The sequence below is a fragment of the uncultured Litoreibacter sp. genome (assembly GCF_947501785.1).
Classification (GTDB): Bacteria; Pseudomonadota; Alphaproteobacteria; order Rhodobacterales; family Rhodobacteraceae; genus Litoreibacter.
Genome location: NZ_CANMXB010000001.1, coordinates 1,477,883 through 1,492,418 on the forward strand (window position 1 = coordinate 1,477,883; position 14,536 = coordinate 1,492,418).

General features: G+C 60.7%; 14 protein-coding genes. 7 read left to right on the forward strand and 7 right to left on the reverse strand.

Annotation, left to right across the window (positions count from 1 at the left end):
• Nucleotides 1–18 precede the first annotated feature (18 nt).
• The 4 genes from Q0899_RS07330 (at nucleotide 19) to Q0899_RS07345 (ending at nucleotide 4,763) form a co-directional block, all read left to right on the forward strand.
• Nucleotides 19–1,152, forward strand: coding sequence for a phytanoyl-CoA dioxygenase family protein (locus tag Q0899_RS07330; protein ID WP_299191868.1), 1,134 nt, complete (start codon nucleotides 19–21; stop codon nucleotides 1,150–1,152).
• 150 nt (nucleotides 1,153–1,302) lie between these two features.
• Nucleotides 1,303–2,505 (forward strand): EAL domain-containing protein, encoded by a 1,203-nt coding sequence (locus tag Q0899_RS07335; protein WP_298297150.1) that lies wholly within the window; start codon nucleotides 1,303–1,305, stop codon nucleotides 2,503–2,505.
• 81 nt (nucleotides 2,506–2,586) lie between these two features.
• Nucleotides 2,587–3,906: a hypothetical protein gene (locus tag Q0899_RS07340; RefSeq protein WP_298297145.1), complete on the forward strand. Its 1,320-nt coding sequence runs from the start codon at nucleotides 2,587–2,589 to the stop codon at nucleotides 3,904–3,906.
• Complete coding sequence (locus Q0899_RS07345; protein WP_298297142.1) at nucleotides 3,903–4,763, forward strand: hypothetical protein; 861 nt, start codon at nucleotides 3,903–3,905, stop codon at nucleotides 4,761–4,763. Before Q0899_RS07340 ends, Q0899_RS07345 begins: the two co-directional genes overlap by 4 nt.
• A gap of 48 nt (nucleotides 4,764–4,811) precedes the next feature.
• Here Q0899_RS07345 and nusB read toward each other — a convergent pair whose 3' ends face one another.
• The 5 genes from nusB to Q0899_RS07370 form a co-directional block, all read right to left on the reverse strand.
• A complete protein-coding gene (gene nusB, locus Q0899_RS07350; RefSeq protein ID WP_299191872.1) occupies nucleotides 4,812–5,279 on the reverse strand; it encodes a transcription antitermination factor NusB in 468 nt (155 codons plus the stop codon).
• Complete coding sequence (locus Q0899_RS07355; protein WP_298297136.1) at nucleotides 5,276–5,815, reverse strand: 6,7-dimethyl-8-ribityllumazine synthase; 540 nt, start codon at nucleotides 5,813–5,815, stop codon at nucleotides 5,276–5,278. Before Q0899_RS07355 ends, nusB begins: the two co-directional genes overlap by 4 nt.
• A gap of 3 nt (nucleotides 5,816–5,818) precedes the next feature.
• The gene (ribB, locus tag Q0899_RS07360) at nucleotides 5,819–6,913 is read right to left on the reverse strand and encodes a 3,4-dihydroxy-2-butanone-4-phosphate synthase (protein ID WP_298297133.1); all 1,095 of its coding nucleotides are present in this window, start codon (nucleotides 6,911–6,913) and stop codon (nucleotides 5,819–5,821) included.
• A 103-nt stretch (nucleotides 6,914–7,016) separates the two neighbouring features.
• Nucleotides 7,017–7,598, reverse strand: a complete 582-nt coding sequence (locus Q0899_RS07365) for a hypothetical protein (RefSeq protein WP_299191874.1) — start codon at nucleotides 7,596–7,598, stop codon at nucleotides 7,017–7,019.
• Nucleotides 7,595–8,182 (reverse strand): riboflavin synthase, encoded by a 588-nt coding sequence (locus Q0899_RS07370; protein WP_299191876.1) that lies wholly within the window; start codon nucleotides 8,180–8,182, stop codon nucleotides 7,595–7,597. The genes Q0899_RS07365 and Q0899_RS07370 overlap by 4 nt, the downstream gene beginning before the upstream one ends.
• Nucleotides 8,183–8,356: 174 nt before the next feature.
• Here Q0899_RS07370 and Q0899_RS07375 point away from each other — a divergent pair, with 174 nt between their 5' ends.
• From Q0899_RS07375 to Q0899_RS07385, 3 genes are all read left to right on the forward strand, one after another.
• Entirely contained in the window at nucleotides 8,357–9,640 is a 1,284-nt protein-coding gene (locus Q0899_RS07375) for a capsular biosynthesis protein (protein ID WP_298297125.1), read from the forward strand.
• Between the two features lie 81 nt (nucleotides 9,641–9,721).
• Nucleotides 9,722–10,858, forward strand: coding sequence for a polysaccharide biosynthesis/export family protein (locus Q0899_RS07380; RefSeq protein WP_298297122.1), 1,137 nt, complete (start codon nucleotides 9,722–9,724; stop codon nucleotides 10,856–10,858).
• Nucleotide 10,859: 1 nt separating this feature from the next.
• The gene (locus Q0899_RS07385; RefSeq protein WP_299191879.1) at nucleotides 10,860–12,896 is read left to right on the forward strand and encodes a capsular polysaccharide biosynthesis protein; all 2,037 of its coding nucleotides are present in this window, start codon (nucleotides 10,860–10,862) and stop codon (nucleotides 12,894–12,896) included.
• A 79-nt stretch (nucleotides 12,897–12,975) separates the two neighbouring features.
• Here the strand turns inward: Q0899_RS07385 and Q0899_RS07390 are convergent, their stop codons facing one another.
• Both Q0899_RS07390 and Q0899_RS07395 read right to left on the reverse strand, forming a co-directional pair.
• A complete protein-coding gene (locus Q0899_RS07390) occupies nucleotides 12,976–13,260 on the reverse strand; it encodes a hypothetical protein (protein WP_298297115.1) in 285 nt (94 codons plus the stop codon).
• 253 nt (nucleotides 13,261–13,513) lie between these two features.
• On the reverse strand, nucleotides 13,514–14,311 hold the full coding sequence (locus Q0899_RS07395) for a metallophosphoesterase (protein ID WP_299191882.1): 798 nt from the start codon (nucleotides 14,309–14,311) through the stop codon (nucleotides 13,514–13,516).
• Between the last annotated feature and the right edge of the window lie 225 nt (nucleotides 14,312–14,536).

Below are 14,536 nucleotides of genomic sequence, written 5' to 3' on the forward strand. Positions count from 1 at the left end.
CCCCATAGGGAGGCCGCCATGCTCAAATCCACCAAACCGCCCGTCTGGCTCACTGACACATCCGGCTCGCTGGATGATCTGAAACGGCTGGTAGAGCAGGACACCGACAAGGCCGACTATCCGCTGGCATCAGCCATCGAACAAAACACCGTGATTTATGCGGGCGACACGTTCCGCACCGCAGACCGAACCGCGCTCATGACCGAGCTGAACCGCGTCTTCGACCTGGGCCCCGGCATCGTCGCCATCAAAGGCGCGATCTCTGACCGGGCGACGCTGGACGCGGCCACCCAAATCTTTGAGCAGTTCATCGAGGATGAACGCGGCACAGGCGGCGGCGACCATTTCGCAAAGCCCGGCGCCAATGACCGGGTCTGGAACGCGGCCCAAAAGCACTGTCTCAAAGACCCCGCCAATTTTGCCAAATACTTCGACACCCCCGCCATTGACCTGCCCTGCCGCGCCTGGCTGGGCGAAGGCTATCAGTTGACGGCGCAGGTGAACCGGGTGAACCCTGGCGGGGCCGCGCAAACAGCGCACCGCGACTACCACCTCGGCTTCATGCCCTCTGCCCGCGTGGCCACCTACCCCGCACAGGTGCACGCCTTGTCGCCCTTGCTGACCCTGCAAGGTGCAATCGCGCATTGTGACATGCCGCTGGAAACCGGCCCCACGCTATACTTGCCCTACTCCCACCAAATGCTCGAAGGCTACGTGGCTTTCCAGCGCGACGACTTCCAGCGATACTTCGAAGCCAACCGCACCCAGCTTCCGCTAGAGAAAGGTGACGCCGTCTTCTTCAATCCGGCCGTCATGCACGGCGCGGGGACCAACACGACTACGGATAAATTCCGCTTGGCAAACCTGCTGCAAATCGGCTCACCCTTTGGCCGCAGCATCGAGGGCGTAGACCGCGCCGCGATGTGCAAGGCTCTTTACCCGGTGCTGCGCTCACATGCCGATCCGCGCCGCGTCATTGCGGCGTCAGCGGAAGGGTATGCCTTTCCCACCAATCTCGACCGCGATCCGCCAATCGGCGGCCTGATCCCGGAAAGTCAGGCGGAATTCATGTCCCGCGCATTGTCTGAGGGGATGTCTGAAGACGCGTTCGTCGCCCAGCTAGACGCGCAAGCAAAGCGCAAATTGCCCTGAATGCAATCCGTCTGAGTAACAGATGTTATCAGGCGCTGAACGAGTTAAGGCAAATTGCACGCAGTTTGAATCTGGCCATTAACGGTTTCGGCAATCAAGACCATTATCCGTTTCACCAGTTAAAACCACAACTGGCCGAGACCCGTCGCCATGTCTTCAGTGACCGAAATTCTGCTCTCCCCGGGGGAGATCTTGTATCAACAAGGCGATCCGAATGATTGCGGCTTCATTGTTGCGTCGGGTGAGATCATCCTGCACACGGACCTGGCCGGACAGCGGGTTGATATCGAACGGCGTGGCGCAGGGTCCATCGTGGGGGAGTTGTCAATTCTCACCGGCCAGCCACGCACGGTTACCGTGGAAGCGGTCACTGATTGTCAGGTCTTTCGTGTATCCGCCGACCAGATTTTGAACCGGTTCGAAAAACTCGACCCGGTGCTGCGCGCCTGTGTCGAAACCTCAATCAGCTTTACAGGGACATTCAGCGAACAGGCCAACAACAAGGGATCAACAGTCCCGTTCGCGCCGAGCACGTTACGTGACGCCGACAACCTCATTGAAGAATTCAAATTTGAAACGGATTTGATAAAGGCCATTGAAAACAAAGAGTTTTTCCTCGTCTACCAACCTATCGTAGAAATTGCCGGTGGAGGAATTGTTGGCTTCGAGGCCCTGATGCGCTGGATTCACCCAACACGCGGCTTTGTGCCTCCAGACCGCTTTATCGCCAGTGCCGAGGCGATGGGCTCGATTGGCGATCTCACCAACCTTGCCCTCATGGAAGCTTGCGCGGCACTCGCCCGTATGAAGCAACAAAGCGGTGCACCCGAGGGGTTGTATGCGTCAATCAACATCTCAGGTGAGGATATCACCCGCCCGAATTTCACAGATTTTCTGACGCATGTTCTTGACCTGAACGACCTTGAACCGTCCGACATCAAACTTGAGGTAACCGAGACCGCGTTGATTGACGATTTTGAAACCGCGGATAAGAACCTCAATCGGTTGCGCGGGTTGGGTTGCGGCATCTCGGTGGATGACTTCGGCACGGGCTATTCCAATCTGGCCTATCTCAAGTCGCTGCCCCTGACGACATTGAAGATTGACCGCGCCTTCGCGGGCGACGCACACGCAAACCCCGTCTCTCGTGGTATCGTTCGGCTTTTGCTTGCTCTGGGTAAGGAGCTTGGCGTTGATATCATCGCGGAAGGGCTGGAAACTGTGGAAGATGTCGAAACCCTGCGCGATCTCGGCTGCCACTTCGCGCAAGGTTTCTTCTATCACAAACCCATGCCCGAGCAGGAACTTAACAACCTCCTGTCAGGCAAGCCGCCGCAGCGTGACGCCGCTTGAACAGCCCGCTCTAACGCACTCGTAACTGGCCAAATCCCCGTAAGCGCCCCATATTAGCCACTGGTTATGGGAGCACGCCGCATGGATGACGACAGATTGACCCGGGCTGAGGCGCAAGGGTTGCGCTACGCCAAAGAGCTGGAAGGCCATGTTTCCTGGCTCGACAGTTTCACCGCCGCCGCCCTCGGTGTGCTGGCCGTGGCCTCAGGCATCTACACCTATCTCGGTGTCTCCTCCCTGCTTGATGACAACGGTGCGCTCAGCTTCTTTGCCGCCGTCAGCTACTCCATCGCCGTCTCGGTCGGCATATTCGTCTTCTGGTCTTACTTGATGCGCCTGCTGCCGGCGGTCCGCACAATGGGCGCTAGGATCGGGCTTTTCGTATCGATGTTGCTCGGCTCGTTGGCCATCATCGCCATGTCCAGCTGGCTCAATGCAGCTGCCCTCGCAGGCGCGGCCGCCGTCGAACAGCACCTGGCCCGCACGGTGCAAGACTACCAAACTGCCCTAGAACGCAGCAACGAAATCGCCGTCTCCGCCCAGGGCCTCGGCCGCGATGTCGCCCGCGTCCGCCAGTCGTTCGAGGACCTGTCCGAACAAGAAGCCACCGGTGATCTGTCCGGCCTCGCCGGTCGCGGTGCGGTGTTCCGCGTGCTGAGACAAAAGTCCGACGAACTCGCCGGGCTGGAACGTCAAATTGCGTCGCAACAACCGCTGGTAAATGCCGCCTTCACGGAAGGAAACGCCATTCTTAGCCGGATGCGATCCCTCACTGTGGAACCCGGCCCCATCGAAGCCCGGTCCGTTCAATTTTCCGAAGAGGCCGTGCGCCTTGCGGGCGTGATCACGCAGCTCAGGCAGCTTTCCGTCGCTCCGCTTGTCTCACGCGCGGCCCAAGATCTCTCGGCCTCCGTTATCCTGCCAGAACTCGACGGCCGCACCGCCGAAAACCGCGCGGGCCAGCAATCAACTATCTCTTCCGTCCTGCAGCTTCTGGGCCAACGTGCCGACACTTTGCGCATCGCCGCCGACGGGGTCATCGCGATGGAGCCCCCCCAAGACACGATCTATACCCCCATCAGCACTGCTGACGCGGTGATCCGCTATGCCGAAAATTTCGTGCCAAGTTGGGCTGGTGCAATTGCCATCGACCTGCTGCCCGCCGTTTTGGTGTTCATTCTCGCGATCACGCAGGCCGCGATCCGGTCCGGAAAATCCCGTGTCGGTGTCGAAGACACCCTGACATTGGCCGAGTTGCGCGCTGCGCTGAATGCCGTGCAAGACGTCGAGCACTCGCTCAGAGGTAGCGAAACCTGGACGCCTGCACCCGCGCCAAAGCCTGAGACAAAGCCCGAAATCAAACCGGTGCCGTCCGGCGTGAAGGCAGACAAGCAGGCATGACTGCCAGCACGGACATACCGGTTCTACCGCCCACCCGCGCTGAAAGGCGCGCGGCCCGCAAGGCGGCGAAGCAAGCCCTGAAGCCGGACCAGCCCAAAGGCCAGATCACCGCGAAGGGCGTGATCAAGCTCGTCCTGGCCGTTCAGCTCGGGATCGCACTGTTCTTGATGGGACGCGACCTGTTTGCGGCTATCCCGCATATCGCCTGGCCGTCCAGCCAGCCTCGGTTCGACACGCCCATTATCCCGGGCGACCAAACCCGCCGCTACAATCCTGGCGATACCCCGCTCCGGCCAGCGGACGAGGGCAACCCCGCGCGTCCGTATCGCTCCACCGGCGATATGCCGTCGCGCATATCCTTTGAAATCAAGGGAGAAACGCTCACTCTGACCGGCCAAATTGCTGAAGGGGACGCGGACCGTTTCGCCGAATACCTCAACGCCAACCCGCAAAGCATCACCCATATTCGCCTGAACTCCCCAGGTGGGTCGGTTCGCGACGCGCTGACAATCGGCCGCCAGCTGAGGGAAAAGGACTACAACACACTTCTCGGCGCGGGCGACATTTGCCTCTCCGCCTGCCCCTACATCCTCGCCTCTGGCGCAGAACGCACCATTCATGACGACGCCCAGGTCGGTGTGCACCAACATTACTTCGGCACCAATTCCGCCCTGCCTGCCTTTTTGGCGGTAGAAGACATTCAGCGCGGTCAGGGCGAGGTCATGGCCTATCTCGACGATATGGGCGTTGACCCCTTGATCATGAGGCACGCCTTGGTCACGCCACCAGATGAGATTTACGTTCTGCTGCCCGAGCAATTGACCGACTACAATATGGCGACTGACCCGTCCGAGTAACCCGCCGACCCAAGCCCCTTGCACGTTTTCCCGAAGAAGCAAATCCGCTTAGAATGCGTCTGGCTGCGCCTCGCGGGCCATGTGATCCAGAACGGCGTTCACAAATTTCGGCTCGCGCCCATCAGGGAAAAACGCCTTGGCGACGTCGACAAATTCCACGATTACCACCTTGGGTGGCGTCTTTTTCGCCACCAATTCCGCACCTGCCGCCCGGAAAAGGGCGCGCAACGTCGGATCAATTCGGTCGATTTTCCAGGTCTCTACAATCGCCCGATCCGCCAGCTGATCAATCTGCGATTGCTCCGACACGGCCCCTTCCAAAAGCCCCCGGAACGTGTCGATATCCCCCTCGATCATCTCCTCGCCCTCATAGACCGCGCCAAAACGGTGGTCCTCGAATTCCGCCCTGACGGCGTCAATCGACTGGCTTGAATGCTCCATCTGGAACAGGGCCTGCACCGCGTAGAGGCGGGAGGCCGATTTCATCGCCCGTTTCTGGTTGTTCGAGGTGGTCATGCGATCTGGAAACTTCCGTCGTCTTCATCATTGCCGCCCGGCCGGAACCCCAGCCCGCGCGATTTCGGCCCGTATCTGCGCTGCATCGCGATCAGATGCAAGGCCGCAGCGGCGGCACCGCCGCCTTTATTCTGATCTTTCGGATCAGCGCGCACCTCGGCCTGCTTTCGGTTCTCCACCGTCAGGATACCGTTGCCGATATTGCAGCCCTGAAGTCCCAGCAACATCAGCCCGCGCGAACTGTCATTGCAGACTGTCTCGTAATGTGTCGTCTCCCCGCGAATGATGCAGCCCAGCGCCACGTAGCCGTCAAAATCACCCTGTCTGTCCGCAATGCGGATGGCAGAGGGCACTTCCAACGCGCCGGGCATTTCTTCAATCTCATAGGTTGCACCCGCAGCCTCGATCTCGGCCTTGGCGCCCTCTAACAGATTGTTTGCAATATCTTTATAGTAGGGCGACACCACAATCAGCAGCTTGGTGGGCTCGTCAAACTTGGGCGTGTCCATCACGTGATGGGCCTCTGATCCGGCCATTTTCTAACCCTCCGTTGGGATGTTGCGGGTACCGGTGATCTCCAGCCCGTAGGCGTCGAGGCCGACCACATTTGGGGCGGGGCTGTTGGTCAAAAGCTCCAGCTTGTGTAGCCCAAGAGCTGCCAATATCTGCGCACCGAGACCGTACTGCCGCAATGTTTGAGGCGACACTTCGCCATCTGTGACCAACTTCATCGTGGTATCGCGCAGCAGAACAACCGCGCCGCGCCCTTCAGAGGCGATTGTTTTCATTGCATTTCGCAGCTCACCTGCGGGTGACGGACCAAGGCCCAACACGTCCTCGATCGGGTTCAGTGCGTGCATACGCGTCAGAACGGGCGCAGGGCTTTCAAGGTTCCCCATGGTCAGCGCAATATGTTCCGATCCGTGTGTCTCATCGGTGAAAATCCGCATGTCCCACTCGCCGCCAAACTCAGACGTAACCTTTTGAATTGACGACTCTTTCACAAGGTTATCGTGGCGGCGGCGATAGGCAATCAGGTCGCTGATCGTGCCGATCTTGAGGTTATGCAACTGCGCGAAGCCCACAAGGTCCGGCAAGCGGGACATGGACCCGTCCTCATTCATGATTTCGCAGATCACACCGGACGGATTTAGGCCTGCCAAACGAGACACATCAACAGCCGCCTCGGTATGGCCTGCGCGCACTAAAACCCCGCCGTTACGGGCCCTTAGCGGGAATATGTGACCCGGGGTGGCGATGTCGGCGGCGGTCTTGGAATGGTCGATTGCAACGGCGACGGTGCGGGCGCGATCGTGGGCGGAGATACCGGTGGTCACGCCCTCGCGGGCCTCGATGGAGATGGTAAAAGCGGTCTCGTGGCGCGACGAGTTGTAGGAGGCCATCAACGGCAGACCCAACGCGTCGATGCGCTCACCCGTCAAAGTCAGGCAAATCAGGCCGCGGCCATATTTTGCCATGAAATTAATGGCTTCCGGGGTTGCCATCTGCGCTGGGATGACCAGATCGCCCTCATTTTCGCGGTCCTCATGGTCCACCAGAATGAACATGCGGCCGTTGCGGGCATCATCCAAAATCTCCTCAATCGGGGAAATCGCGTCGGAATAATCGGTCATGGGCAGCCTTCCTCACTCCCCTCGCGAGATAGCGCGGGCTTAAGCCGATTTAAAGGGTTAGAGCCCGCCTCGCGGAGTTTTGCGACATTTTGGGGCAAAACTTTCAGGCCGTTTCCCCAAAATGTACATCGCTTGGGACAAAACCTGCGAGCCGTCCTGCCGCGCACCAATCGCGTTCCGCATCGGTGTCGCCCACCACCAACACGCCGTCTCTCGGCAGGCCAGCCGCCCGCAGCGGGGCGATGACGGCGGCCCCGATATCAGACCATGACGCCGCGAAATGCGGGGCAGGTCCGGCGGCTTTCAGGGCGATGCCGTGCTCCGACATCAGCGTCGCGATTAGCCGCGCCGGATCAAGGGGAGGTTGGGCCAGCGTCGTGAGGCTCGCCCTTTCCACCGAAAGCAGTTTTTCAGCGCGATGCGCCGGCATCGGCGCGCCGTCGCGAAACACACGCAGCGCGTTGCTGGAAAAAAGAAACGCCACCACATCATGCCCCGATGCCGCGCGGACGGAGGCGTAGGTTTTGTATGGCAGACCCAGTTCTTTGGCGCGATTTACCCGGCGGCGCAGAACTTCGATGGGCAGGGTCGGCAACAAGTCGCGCCGGGCCTTGGCCCAGCTGTGTTTGCGCCAGCCGTAACCGGCCTCCATCGAGGGGCCGTTATTATGGCCAAGCAAACTCATGCCCAATCCTGCAAACGTGCGACATAGCGGGCGAGCGTGTCGATTTCCAAATTGATGCGGTCGCCTGTCTTGGCGTCGCCCCAGTTGGTCACCTGTTTGGTGTGTGGGATGAAGTTGATGCCGAAGCTGGCGCCGTCAACCGCGTTGACCGTCAGGGACGTGCCGTTCAATGCAACAGAGCCTTTCGGCGCGATGAACCGCGCCAAAGCATCCGGGGCTTCAAGCGTCACGCGGGTGCTGTCGCCTTCGTCTTCCATTGCCGTGATCACCGCCACGCCATCGACATGGCCGGACACAATGTGGCCGCCCAGCTCGTCCCCCACCTTCAAGGCGCGTTCCAGGTTGATGCGGCTGCCCTCGGCCCAATCGCCAATGTTGGTCTTTGACACGCTTTCGGCGGAAATCTCGACGTCGAACCAATCCGCGCCCAGATTGATCACCGTCAGACAGCAGCCGTCGCAGGCGATGGACGCGCCCAGATCAATGCCGGACGTATCGTAGCTGCAGGCGATGCGGGCGCGCAGGTCGCCGCGCTGCTCTAGCTCGGTGATCTGGCCGATATCGGTGATAATACCTGTGAACATGGGCGTCGCTCCGGGTGGTTGCCCCCTGACCTACCCCGCCCAAAAATCTGCCGCAAGACGGGTCTGACGCCACAATGGTGCCGAAATCCTGTAATAGGTCTGCCTTGTGGATCGCAAATCGCGGTCACACGTGTATGTTGAACGCTGTCTCAGCTCGACGAAGGAAAGAGTGCCATGTCCGGCGAACGCCGCACATTCTTGTTTCTGCAAGGGCCGCACGGTCCGTTTTTCTACCGGCTTGGCAAAATGCTGACGGCGGCGGGCTGTGACGTGTGGCGTGTGGGCTTCAACAAGGGCGATGACGCGTTCTGGTTCTCCAACAAAACCTACCTGCCCTTCACCGACCCGCAAGACACCTGGCCCGACCGCTTTCGCGAGATAGTGGCCGAGAAATCCGTCACCGATATCGTGCTTTACGGCGACACCCGCCCGATCCACGCGCAAGCGGTCGAGATCGCCAATGAGCTGGGCCTGCAGGTCCATGTCTTCGAAGAGGGCTATTTGCGCCCCTATTGGGTGACGTATGAGCGCGGCGGCACCAACGGCAACTCCCGCCTGATGGACATGGATGTGGACCAGATGCGCAAAGCATTGGAGGGGCTGGACCTGGACCTACCAGACGCGCCTGCCCGCTGGGGCGACATGCGCCAGCACGTGTTTTACGGCGCCGTTTACCATTACTTCGTGTTCCTGCGGAACTGGAAATACCGCAACTTCCGCCCACATCGCGCAGTGCCGGTCACCAAGGAATTCCGCTTGTATATCAAGCGCCTAATGACAATGCCCTTCACCGCGTTGGGCCGCGCGGCCGCGACCTACCGCATCAAGCATGGCGGCTTCCCCTACCATCTGTGCCTGCTGCAGCTGGAACATGACTCGAGCTTCCAGATGCATTCCCCCTTCGAGACGATGACCGACTTTCTGGACCTGACGATTGACGGCTTCGCCAAGGGCGCGCCGGCGCATCACCATTTGGTTCTGAAAGCCCACCCTTTGGAGGACGGCCGCGTGCCCGTTCGGCGTGAAATCAGGCGGCTGGCGCGCGAAAAGGGCGTCGAGGCCCGCGTGCATTACGTGCGGGGCGGCAAATTGGCCTCCCTTCTCAACACCGCCCGCAGCGCGGTCACGGTAAATTCAACAGCCGCCCAACAGGTGCTGTGGCGCGGCTTCCCGCTGAAGGTTTTCGGCGAGGCGGTGTACAACAAGCCGGAATTCGTTTCGACGCAGTCATTGCCCGAATTTTTCGTCAACCCGACCCGCCCCGACAGCAAGGCCTATCGCGACTACAGGCATTATTTGCTTGAGACATCGCAAATACCGGGCGGCTTCTATTCGGCCCGCGGGCGGCGGCAATTGCTGCGCCAGGTTGTGGACATGATGTTGGTGGCCGAAGACCCCTATGACGCCCTGACCTCCGGCACTGCGACGCCACGGCAACAGTTACACGTGGTCAACTGACACAGGGCCTTTCTTTTTTACCGCGTTTCTATAGGTTTAAAAGAAAAACTTGAGGCAGTTTCCCAACGAGGAGCCCACGCAGTGACTATTCTATCCAAAAAGGGCACAACAATTGTGTCCTCGCTTTTGATTGCGTCCTTCGTCGCATCATGCGGTTTGCCGCGCTCCGGCCCGGGCAAACGCGAAATCTTCGCAGGCTCCGTCCAGAAGCAAGGCGACGCGTTCATCGTGGCCGTCAACAGCCGCGTCACCCGCGCCACGGCCGTGCAACCCGTGCTGGGCTTTTCCAACGCGTTCCTGAACGCAGGCATTTTGGGGTCCGACACCATCAACCCCGGCGACACCCTTGGCCTGCTGATCTACGAGAACGTCGATGACGGGCTTCTGGCCGCCGACGGCGCAAACGCCACCCCGCTGGACGAGGTTCAGGTGGACGGGCAGGGCTTCATCTTCGTTCCTTACGCAGGCCGCATCAAAGCCGCCGGTAACACGCCGGAAGCTTTGCGCCGCATCATCACCGGCAAGCTGGACACCCAGACTCCTGACCCGCAGGTCATCGTGCGCCGCGTCGCGGGCGACGGCTCGACCGTGTCGCTTGTGGGCGGCGTGGGCCAGCAGGGCCTCTTCGCCATTGAACGCCCGACCCGCACCTTGTCCGCGATGATCGCGCGCGCGGGCGGCATCTCCATCCCGCCGGAAATTGCGCAGATCACCGTTCTTCGCGGCTCGCATCGCTGCACCATCTGGTTTGAGGACCTCTACACCAACCCCGAATTCGACATCGCCCTGCGCGGCGGCGACCGCATCCTGATCGAGGAAGACAAGCGCGCCTTCACCGTGTTGGGCGCCACCGGCCAGCAGAACCGGCTGGAGTTTGAAACGCAAACCCTGTCGGCCATTGAGGCGATTGCCCAAGTCGGCGGTCTAAATTCCAACCTGGCTGATCCCACCGGCGTGTTTGTGTTCCGCAATGAGCCGGCCGAAATTGCCAACCAAGTGCTGGGCCGCACCGACCTGCAAGGCACGCAGCGCGTGGTTTACGTTTTGGACCTGACCGAACCCACCGGCATGTTTGAGGCGCGTGATTTTGTGGTCCGCGACGACGACACGGTTTATGTGACCGAAGCCCCGTTTGTGACCTGGAACAAGACCATTTCCGCCCTGACCGGCTCGCTCAGCTCGGTCAACGCGCTGTCGAACGCGGCTGGCGGCAACTGACGTGACAACCGGGGCGCAAGTCCCATCAAAGGCCGCGAGCGGATCCTCCCACCGCTCGCGGCTTTTCTATTTCAATGGCGGCTTTTTCACCCAATCCCGCGTGCGGCGCATCCTTGATTTGGCAGGCTATGACCTGAGCCTTGGCAAGCCCGGCGCGGGCGACAAGATCGCCGTCTGGGGCAAAAGCCCCACCTCCGGGCGCGGGGAGGCTGTCGGCGACTATACCGGCGCGCAGTTGGTCCATATCGAAGACACGTTTTTACGCTCCATCAAACCGGGCCGCGACGGGGAGCCGCCTTTGGGGCTGACCATCGACCACAAACGCCCCTATTTCGACAGCTCCGGGCCGTCTGATCTCGAAACGCTCCTCAGCGAGGAGCCGCTGGACGATGCCGCGATGATGACCCGTGCGCGGGCCAATATTGAACGCATCAGGGCGCTGCACCTGTCGAAATACAATGATTTCGACCCTGCAACCCCGATGCCTGAGCCGGGCTATGTGCTGGTCATCGACCAGACGCGGGGCGATGCCTCGATTGAATATGGCGGCGGCTCGGTCGCCGCGTTCCGCGAAATGCTGGTCTACGCGCAACAAGACCACCCCACCGCGCGCATCATCATCAAATCCCACCCCGAAACCGTGGGCGGGCATCGTGACGGGCATTTCGGCCCCGAACATCTGACCGATCGCATGACGCTGATGACCGACCCCGTTTCCCCCCACGCGCTGATGGAGGGGGCAATTGCCGTCTACACCGTCAGTTCCGGCATGGGGTTCGAGGCGGTGCTGGCGGGCCACAAACCCATCGTGTTCGGCCAGCCGTTTTACGCGGGCTGGGGGCTGACCCAAGACATGCAGCCTATCGACCGGCGGCAGCGCAACCTGACCCGCGCGCAATTGTTTGCGGGCGCGATGATGCTGTACCCGCGCTGGTATGATCCCTATCGCGACCGGCTGTGCGACTTGGAAATGGTACTGGATACGCTGGAGGCGATGACCCGCGCGCATCGTCAGGACAAGAACGGCCATGTGGCATTGGGCATGAGCCTGTGGAAGCGCAAACCGCTGCAGGACTTCTTCGGGCAGACGACGCCGCTGGTCTTTGCAAAGACCGAAAGCGAAGCGCGCGCCACAAACAAGCCGATCCTGACATGGGCCAGCAAAACGCCGCCCGATATGCCTCGCCCCTACGCCAAAGTCGAGGACGGTTTCCTGCGCTCGCGCGGGCTTGGCGCGGACCTGATCGCGCCTGTGTCCTTGGTGACCGATTGGAAGGGCATCTATTACGACCCCACCGGGCCATCGGACATAGAGGCCAAAATCAGCGCCGCACGGCAATTGCCGGAACAGGCCCTGATGCGGGCCGACCGGCTGCGGCGCAAGATCGTCGAGCAAGGGGTGACCAAGTACAATCTGGACGGGCAGACGCCACAGATTGACGCGGGCGACAAGAAGATCATCCTTGTGCCGGGGCAGGTCGAGGATGACGCCTCGATCCGGCTGGGCACTGACAAGGTGGCAACCAATGCGGCGCTTCTGGCCGCCGTCAGGCGGGATTTCCCCGATAGTTTCGTGGTCTACAAACCGCATCCCGATATCGAGGCCGGGCTGCGCCCCGGTGCTGTGTCAGAGCCTGACGCCGATCTCGTGGCGCATGACGCGGACCCGCATGCGCTGCTTGCGCAGGCCGACCGGGTCGCCACGATGACGTCGCTCATGGGGTTCGAAGCTTTGTTGCGCGGCGTTCCCGTCACCTGCTACGGCATGCCGTTTTACGCAGGCTGGGGGCTGAGCGATGACCGTATGGCACAGCCCGCACGCAGGAGGGGGATTGAGCCCGATCTGTTGCAACTAATCCATGCCGCGCTGATCGACTACCCGCGCTATCACGACCCTAAGACCAACCTGCCCTGCCCGCCCATGATTGTGGTCGAGCGGTTGGCAGAGGGCGATCTGCCACGCCCAAGCGCGTCAAACCGGATATTGGCCAAGCTGCAGGGCCTGTTTGCGGGTTTTGCCCCGCTTTGGCGGCGCTGACATGAAAAAGGCCCCCGCCTGAAAAGCGAGGGCCAGCTGCCAGTCTGAAGATGAGGGGTCAGACCAAAGGCATCAAAGCTTAGATTTCTGCGGCAGAGTCGTTGCCCATGGCGAAGAATTTCTTCAGCGCATCAACGTCGACGCTGCGTGCGCGGTCAAAGTTGACGGTCGTCTCAGCAACGCTGTCATTTGTCAGCGCGAATTTCTTTGCAGCGGCGACAACGTCACCGGTCGATGTTTCGCTGACGATACGCTCAGCGGCGGAGTCGTTGGACAATGCGAAGAACTGCTGGGTCGAGATGTCCGCGGCGGCAGGTGCAGCGAAGGACAGTGCGAGGGCGGCTGTTGCGATGATGGTTTTCATGATGTGTTTCTCCAGTATGTGGTTCTAGTATTTGGCGTTGCGCCGTTTCGATGAATTGAATTTAGGAGGCGGGTAACTCACAATCAATGAACGTAAGCGTGAGAATTTTGAAATGTCTGTGCAATCACGCACCAATTTAGTGCAGCACCGAGCAGCCCATAACGACCGCGCGAGAACGGCTCACATTTTGATTTTTTGTGAAACTATTTGGCCGGTTGTTACGTATCTAATGTTGGACCAGCCTGCCCGGCGGTCAGGCCGTCGCCTGCACAAATTCGACCTGCCCGTTCGGCAGAATCATTGCCGCCGACAGGATGCCGCTTTGCCACGCCCCGGTATCAACCGAAATCCGGCTGTCCTTGAGCACAGGCCGTTCGAACACTGTGTGCCCATGCGCCACCCATTGCCCGTCGCCGCGGGTCACCGACAGAAATTCCGGGTGGCCCCAGGTCAGCACCCGGGCGGCCTGATCATCCATGGCCCGGCGCGGGTCGGCAGCCGCGTGAACCACATGCAGCGTGCCGCTCGACGTCATCAGCGGCCGGTCGCGCAACCAGGCGACCATGTCCTCGCCCATCGCCTGCCCTAGCGCCGCCGCCATCTGTGGCGCCGCATCGCCGTCCAACCCCTCGTCAGGCACCGCCACCCCAAAGCTGGCAAAGGTGGCGCCGGCGCCGTCCTTGAACCACCTGGCGTGGCGGGCCGCGGGCGCGTCGATGAAGTCGAGGCACATCTGTTCGTGATTGCCCATCAGACACAGCACGTTGTGCGGAAATTCCCGCGTCAGCTCGCGCATCCGCGTCAGCACCCGGGCACTGTCCGGCCCGTGATCCAGCAGATTGCCGACAAAGACCAGCTTGGGGTTTTTCAGCGTCTTGCTGCCAATCTCGTGGTCGATCAGCTCCAATATCTGCTCCAGCAGTTCCAGCCGCCCATGCACATCGCCAATCGCGAAAACCGGCTGATCCGGCGCGGGCAACGTGGCCGGCGCTTTGGGTTCTGTTTGGGTCTGGCCCTTGCTGCGGCCAAGAAGCGAGCCGAGTAAGCTCATAACGTCTGCCTTGTCGGTTTTTAGTGCCTGCTGTGTATGTAGTGACGGCCAAGCGCCGCCACAATGCAAGCAAAACCATCACCGGGTGGCGATGAGCGGCGGAATTCCGTACCCGGCCGACGCCCTCAATGCGCGCATGGGCCGTCTCGGCGCGTCGCGTACCCACATGCGGCCCGCAGGGCAGAATCGTGCAAAAGTCCGGACCGCAGGTTCGGGGTTTTTCAA

Bases quoted from the DNA above. Each gene is read 5' to 3' on its own strand.
- nusB (WP_299191872.1), bottom strand. From the start codon at position 5,279: ATGACCACCTCGAACAACCAGAAACGGGCGATGAAATCGGCCTCCCGC.
- Q0899_RS07340 (WP_298297145.1), top strand. From the start codon at position 2,587: ATGGATGACGACAGATTGACCCGGGCTGAGGCGCAAGGGTTGCGCTAC.
- Q0899_RS07370 (WP_299191876.1), bottom strand. From the start codon at position 8,182: ATGTTCACAGGTATTATCACCGATATCGGCCAGATCACCGAGCTAGAG.
- Q0899_RS07395 (WP_299191882.1), bottom strand. From the start codon at position 14,311: ATGAGCTTACTCGGCTCGCTTCTTGGCCGCAGCAAGGGCCAGACCCAA.
- Q0899_RS07335 (WP_298297150.1), top strand. From the start codon at position 1,303: ATGTCTTCAGTGACCGAAATTCTGCTCTCCCCGGGGGAGATCTTGTAT.
- Q0899_RS07355 (WP_298297136.1), bottom strand. From the start codon at position 5,815: ATGGCCGGATCAGAGGCCCATCACGTGATGGACACGCCCAAGTTTGAC.
- Q0899_RS07345 (WP_298297142.1), top strand. From the start codon at position 3,903: ATGACTGCCAGCACGGACATACCGGTTCTACCGCCCACCCGCGCTGAA.
- Q0899_RS07330 (WP_299191868.1), top strand. From the start codon at position 19: ATGCTCAAATCCACCAAACCGCCCGTCTGGCTCACTGACACATCCGGC.
- Q0899_RS07390 (WP_298297115.1), bottom strand. From the start codon at position 13,260: ATGAAAACCATCATCGCAACAGCCGCCCTCGCACTGTCCTTCGCTGCA.
- Q0899_RS07375 (WP_298297125.1), top strand. From the start codon at position 8,357: ATGTCCGGCGAACGCCGCACATTCTTGTTTCTGCAAGGGCCGCACGGT.
- Q0899_RS07365 (WP_299191874.1), bottom strand. From the start codon at position 7,598: ATGAGTTTGCTTGGCCATAATAACGGCCCCTCGATGGAGGCCGGTTAC.
- ribB (WP_298297133.1), bottom strand. From the start codon at position 6,913: ATGACCGATTATTCCGACGCGATTTCCCCGATTGAGGAGATTTTGGAT.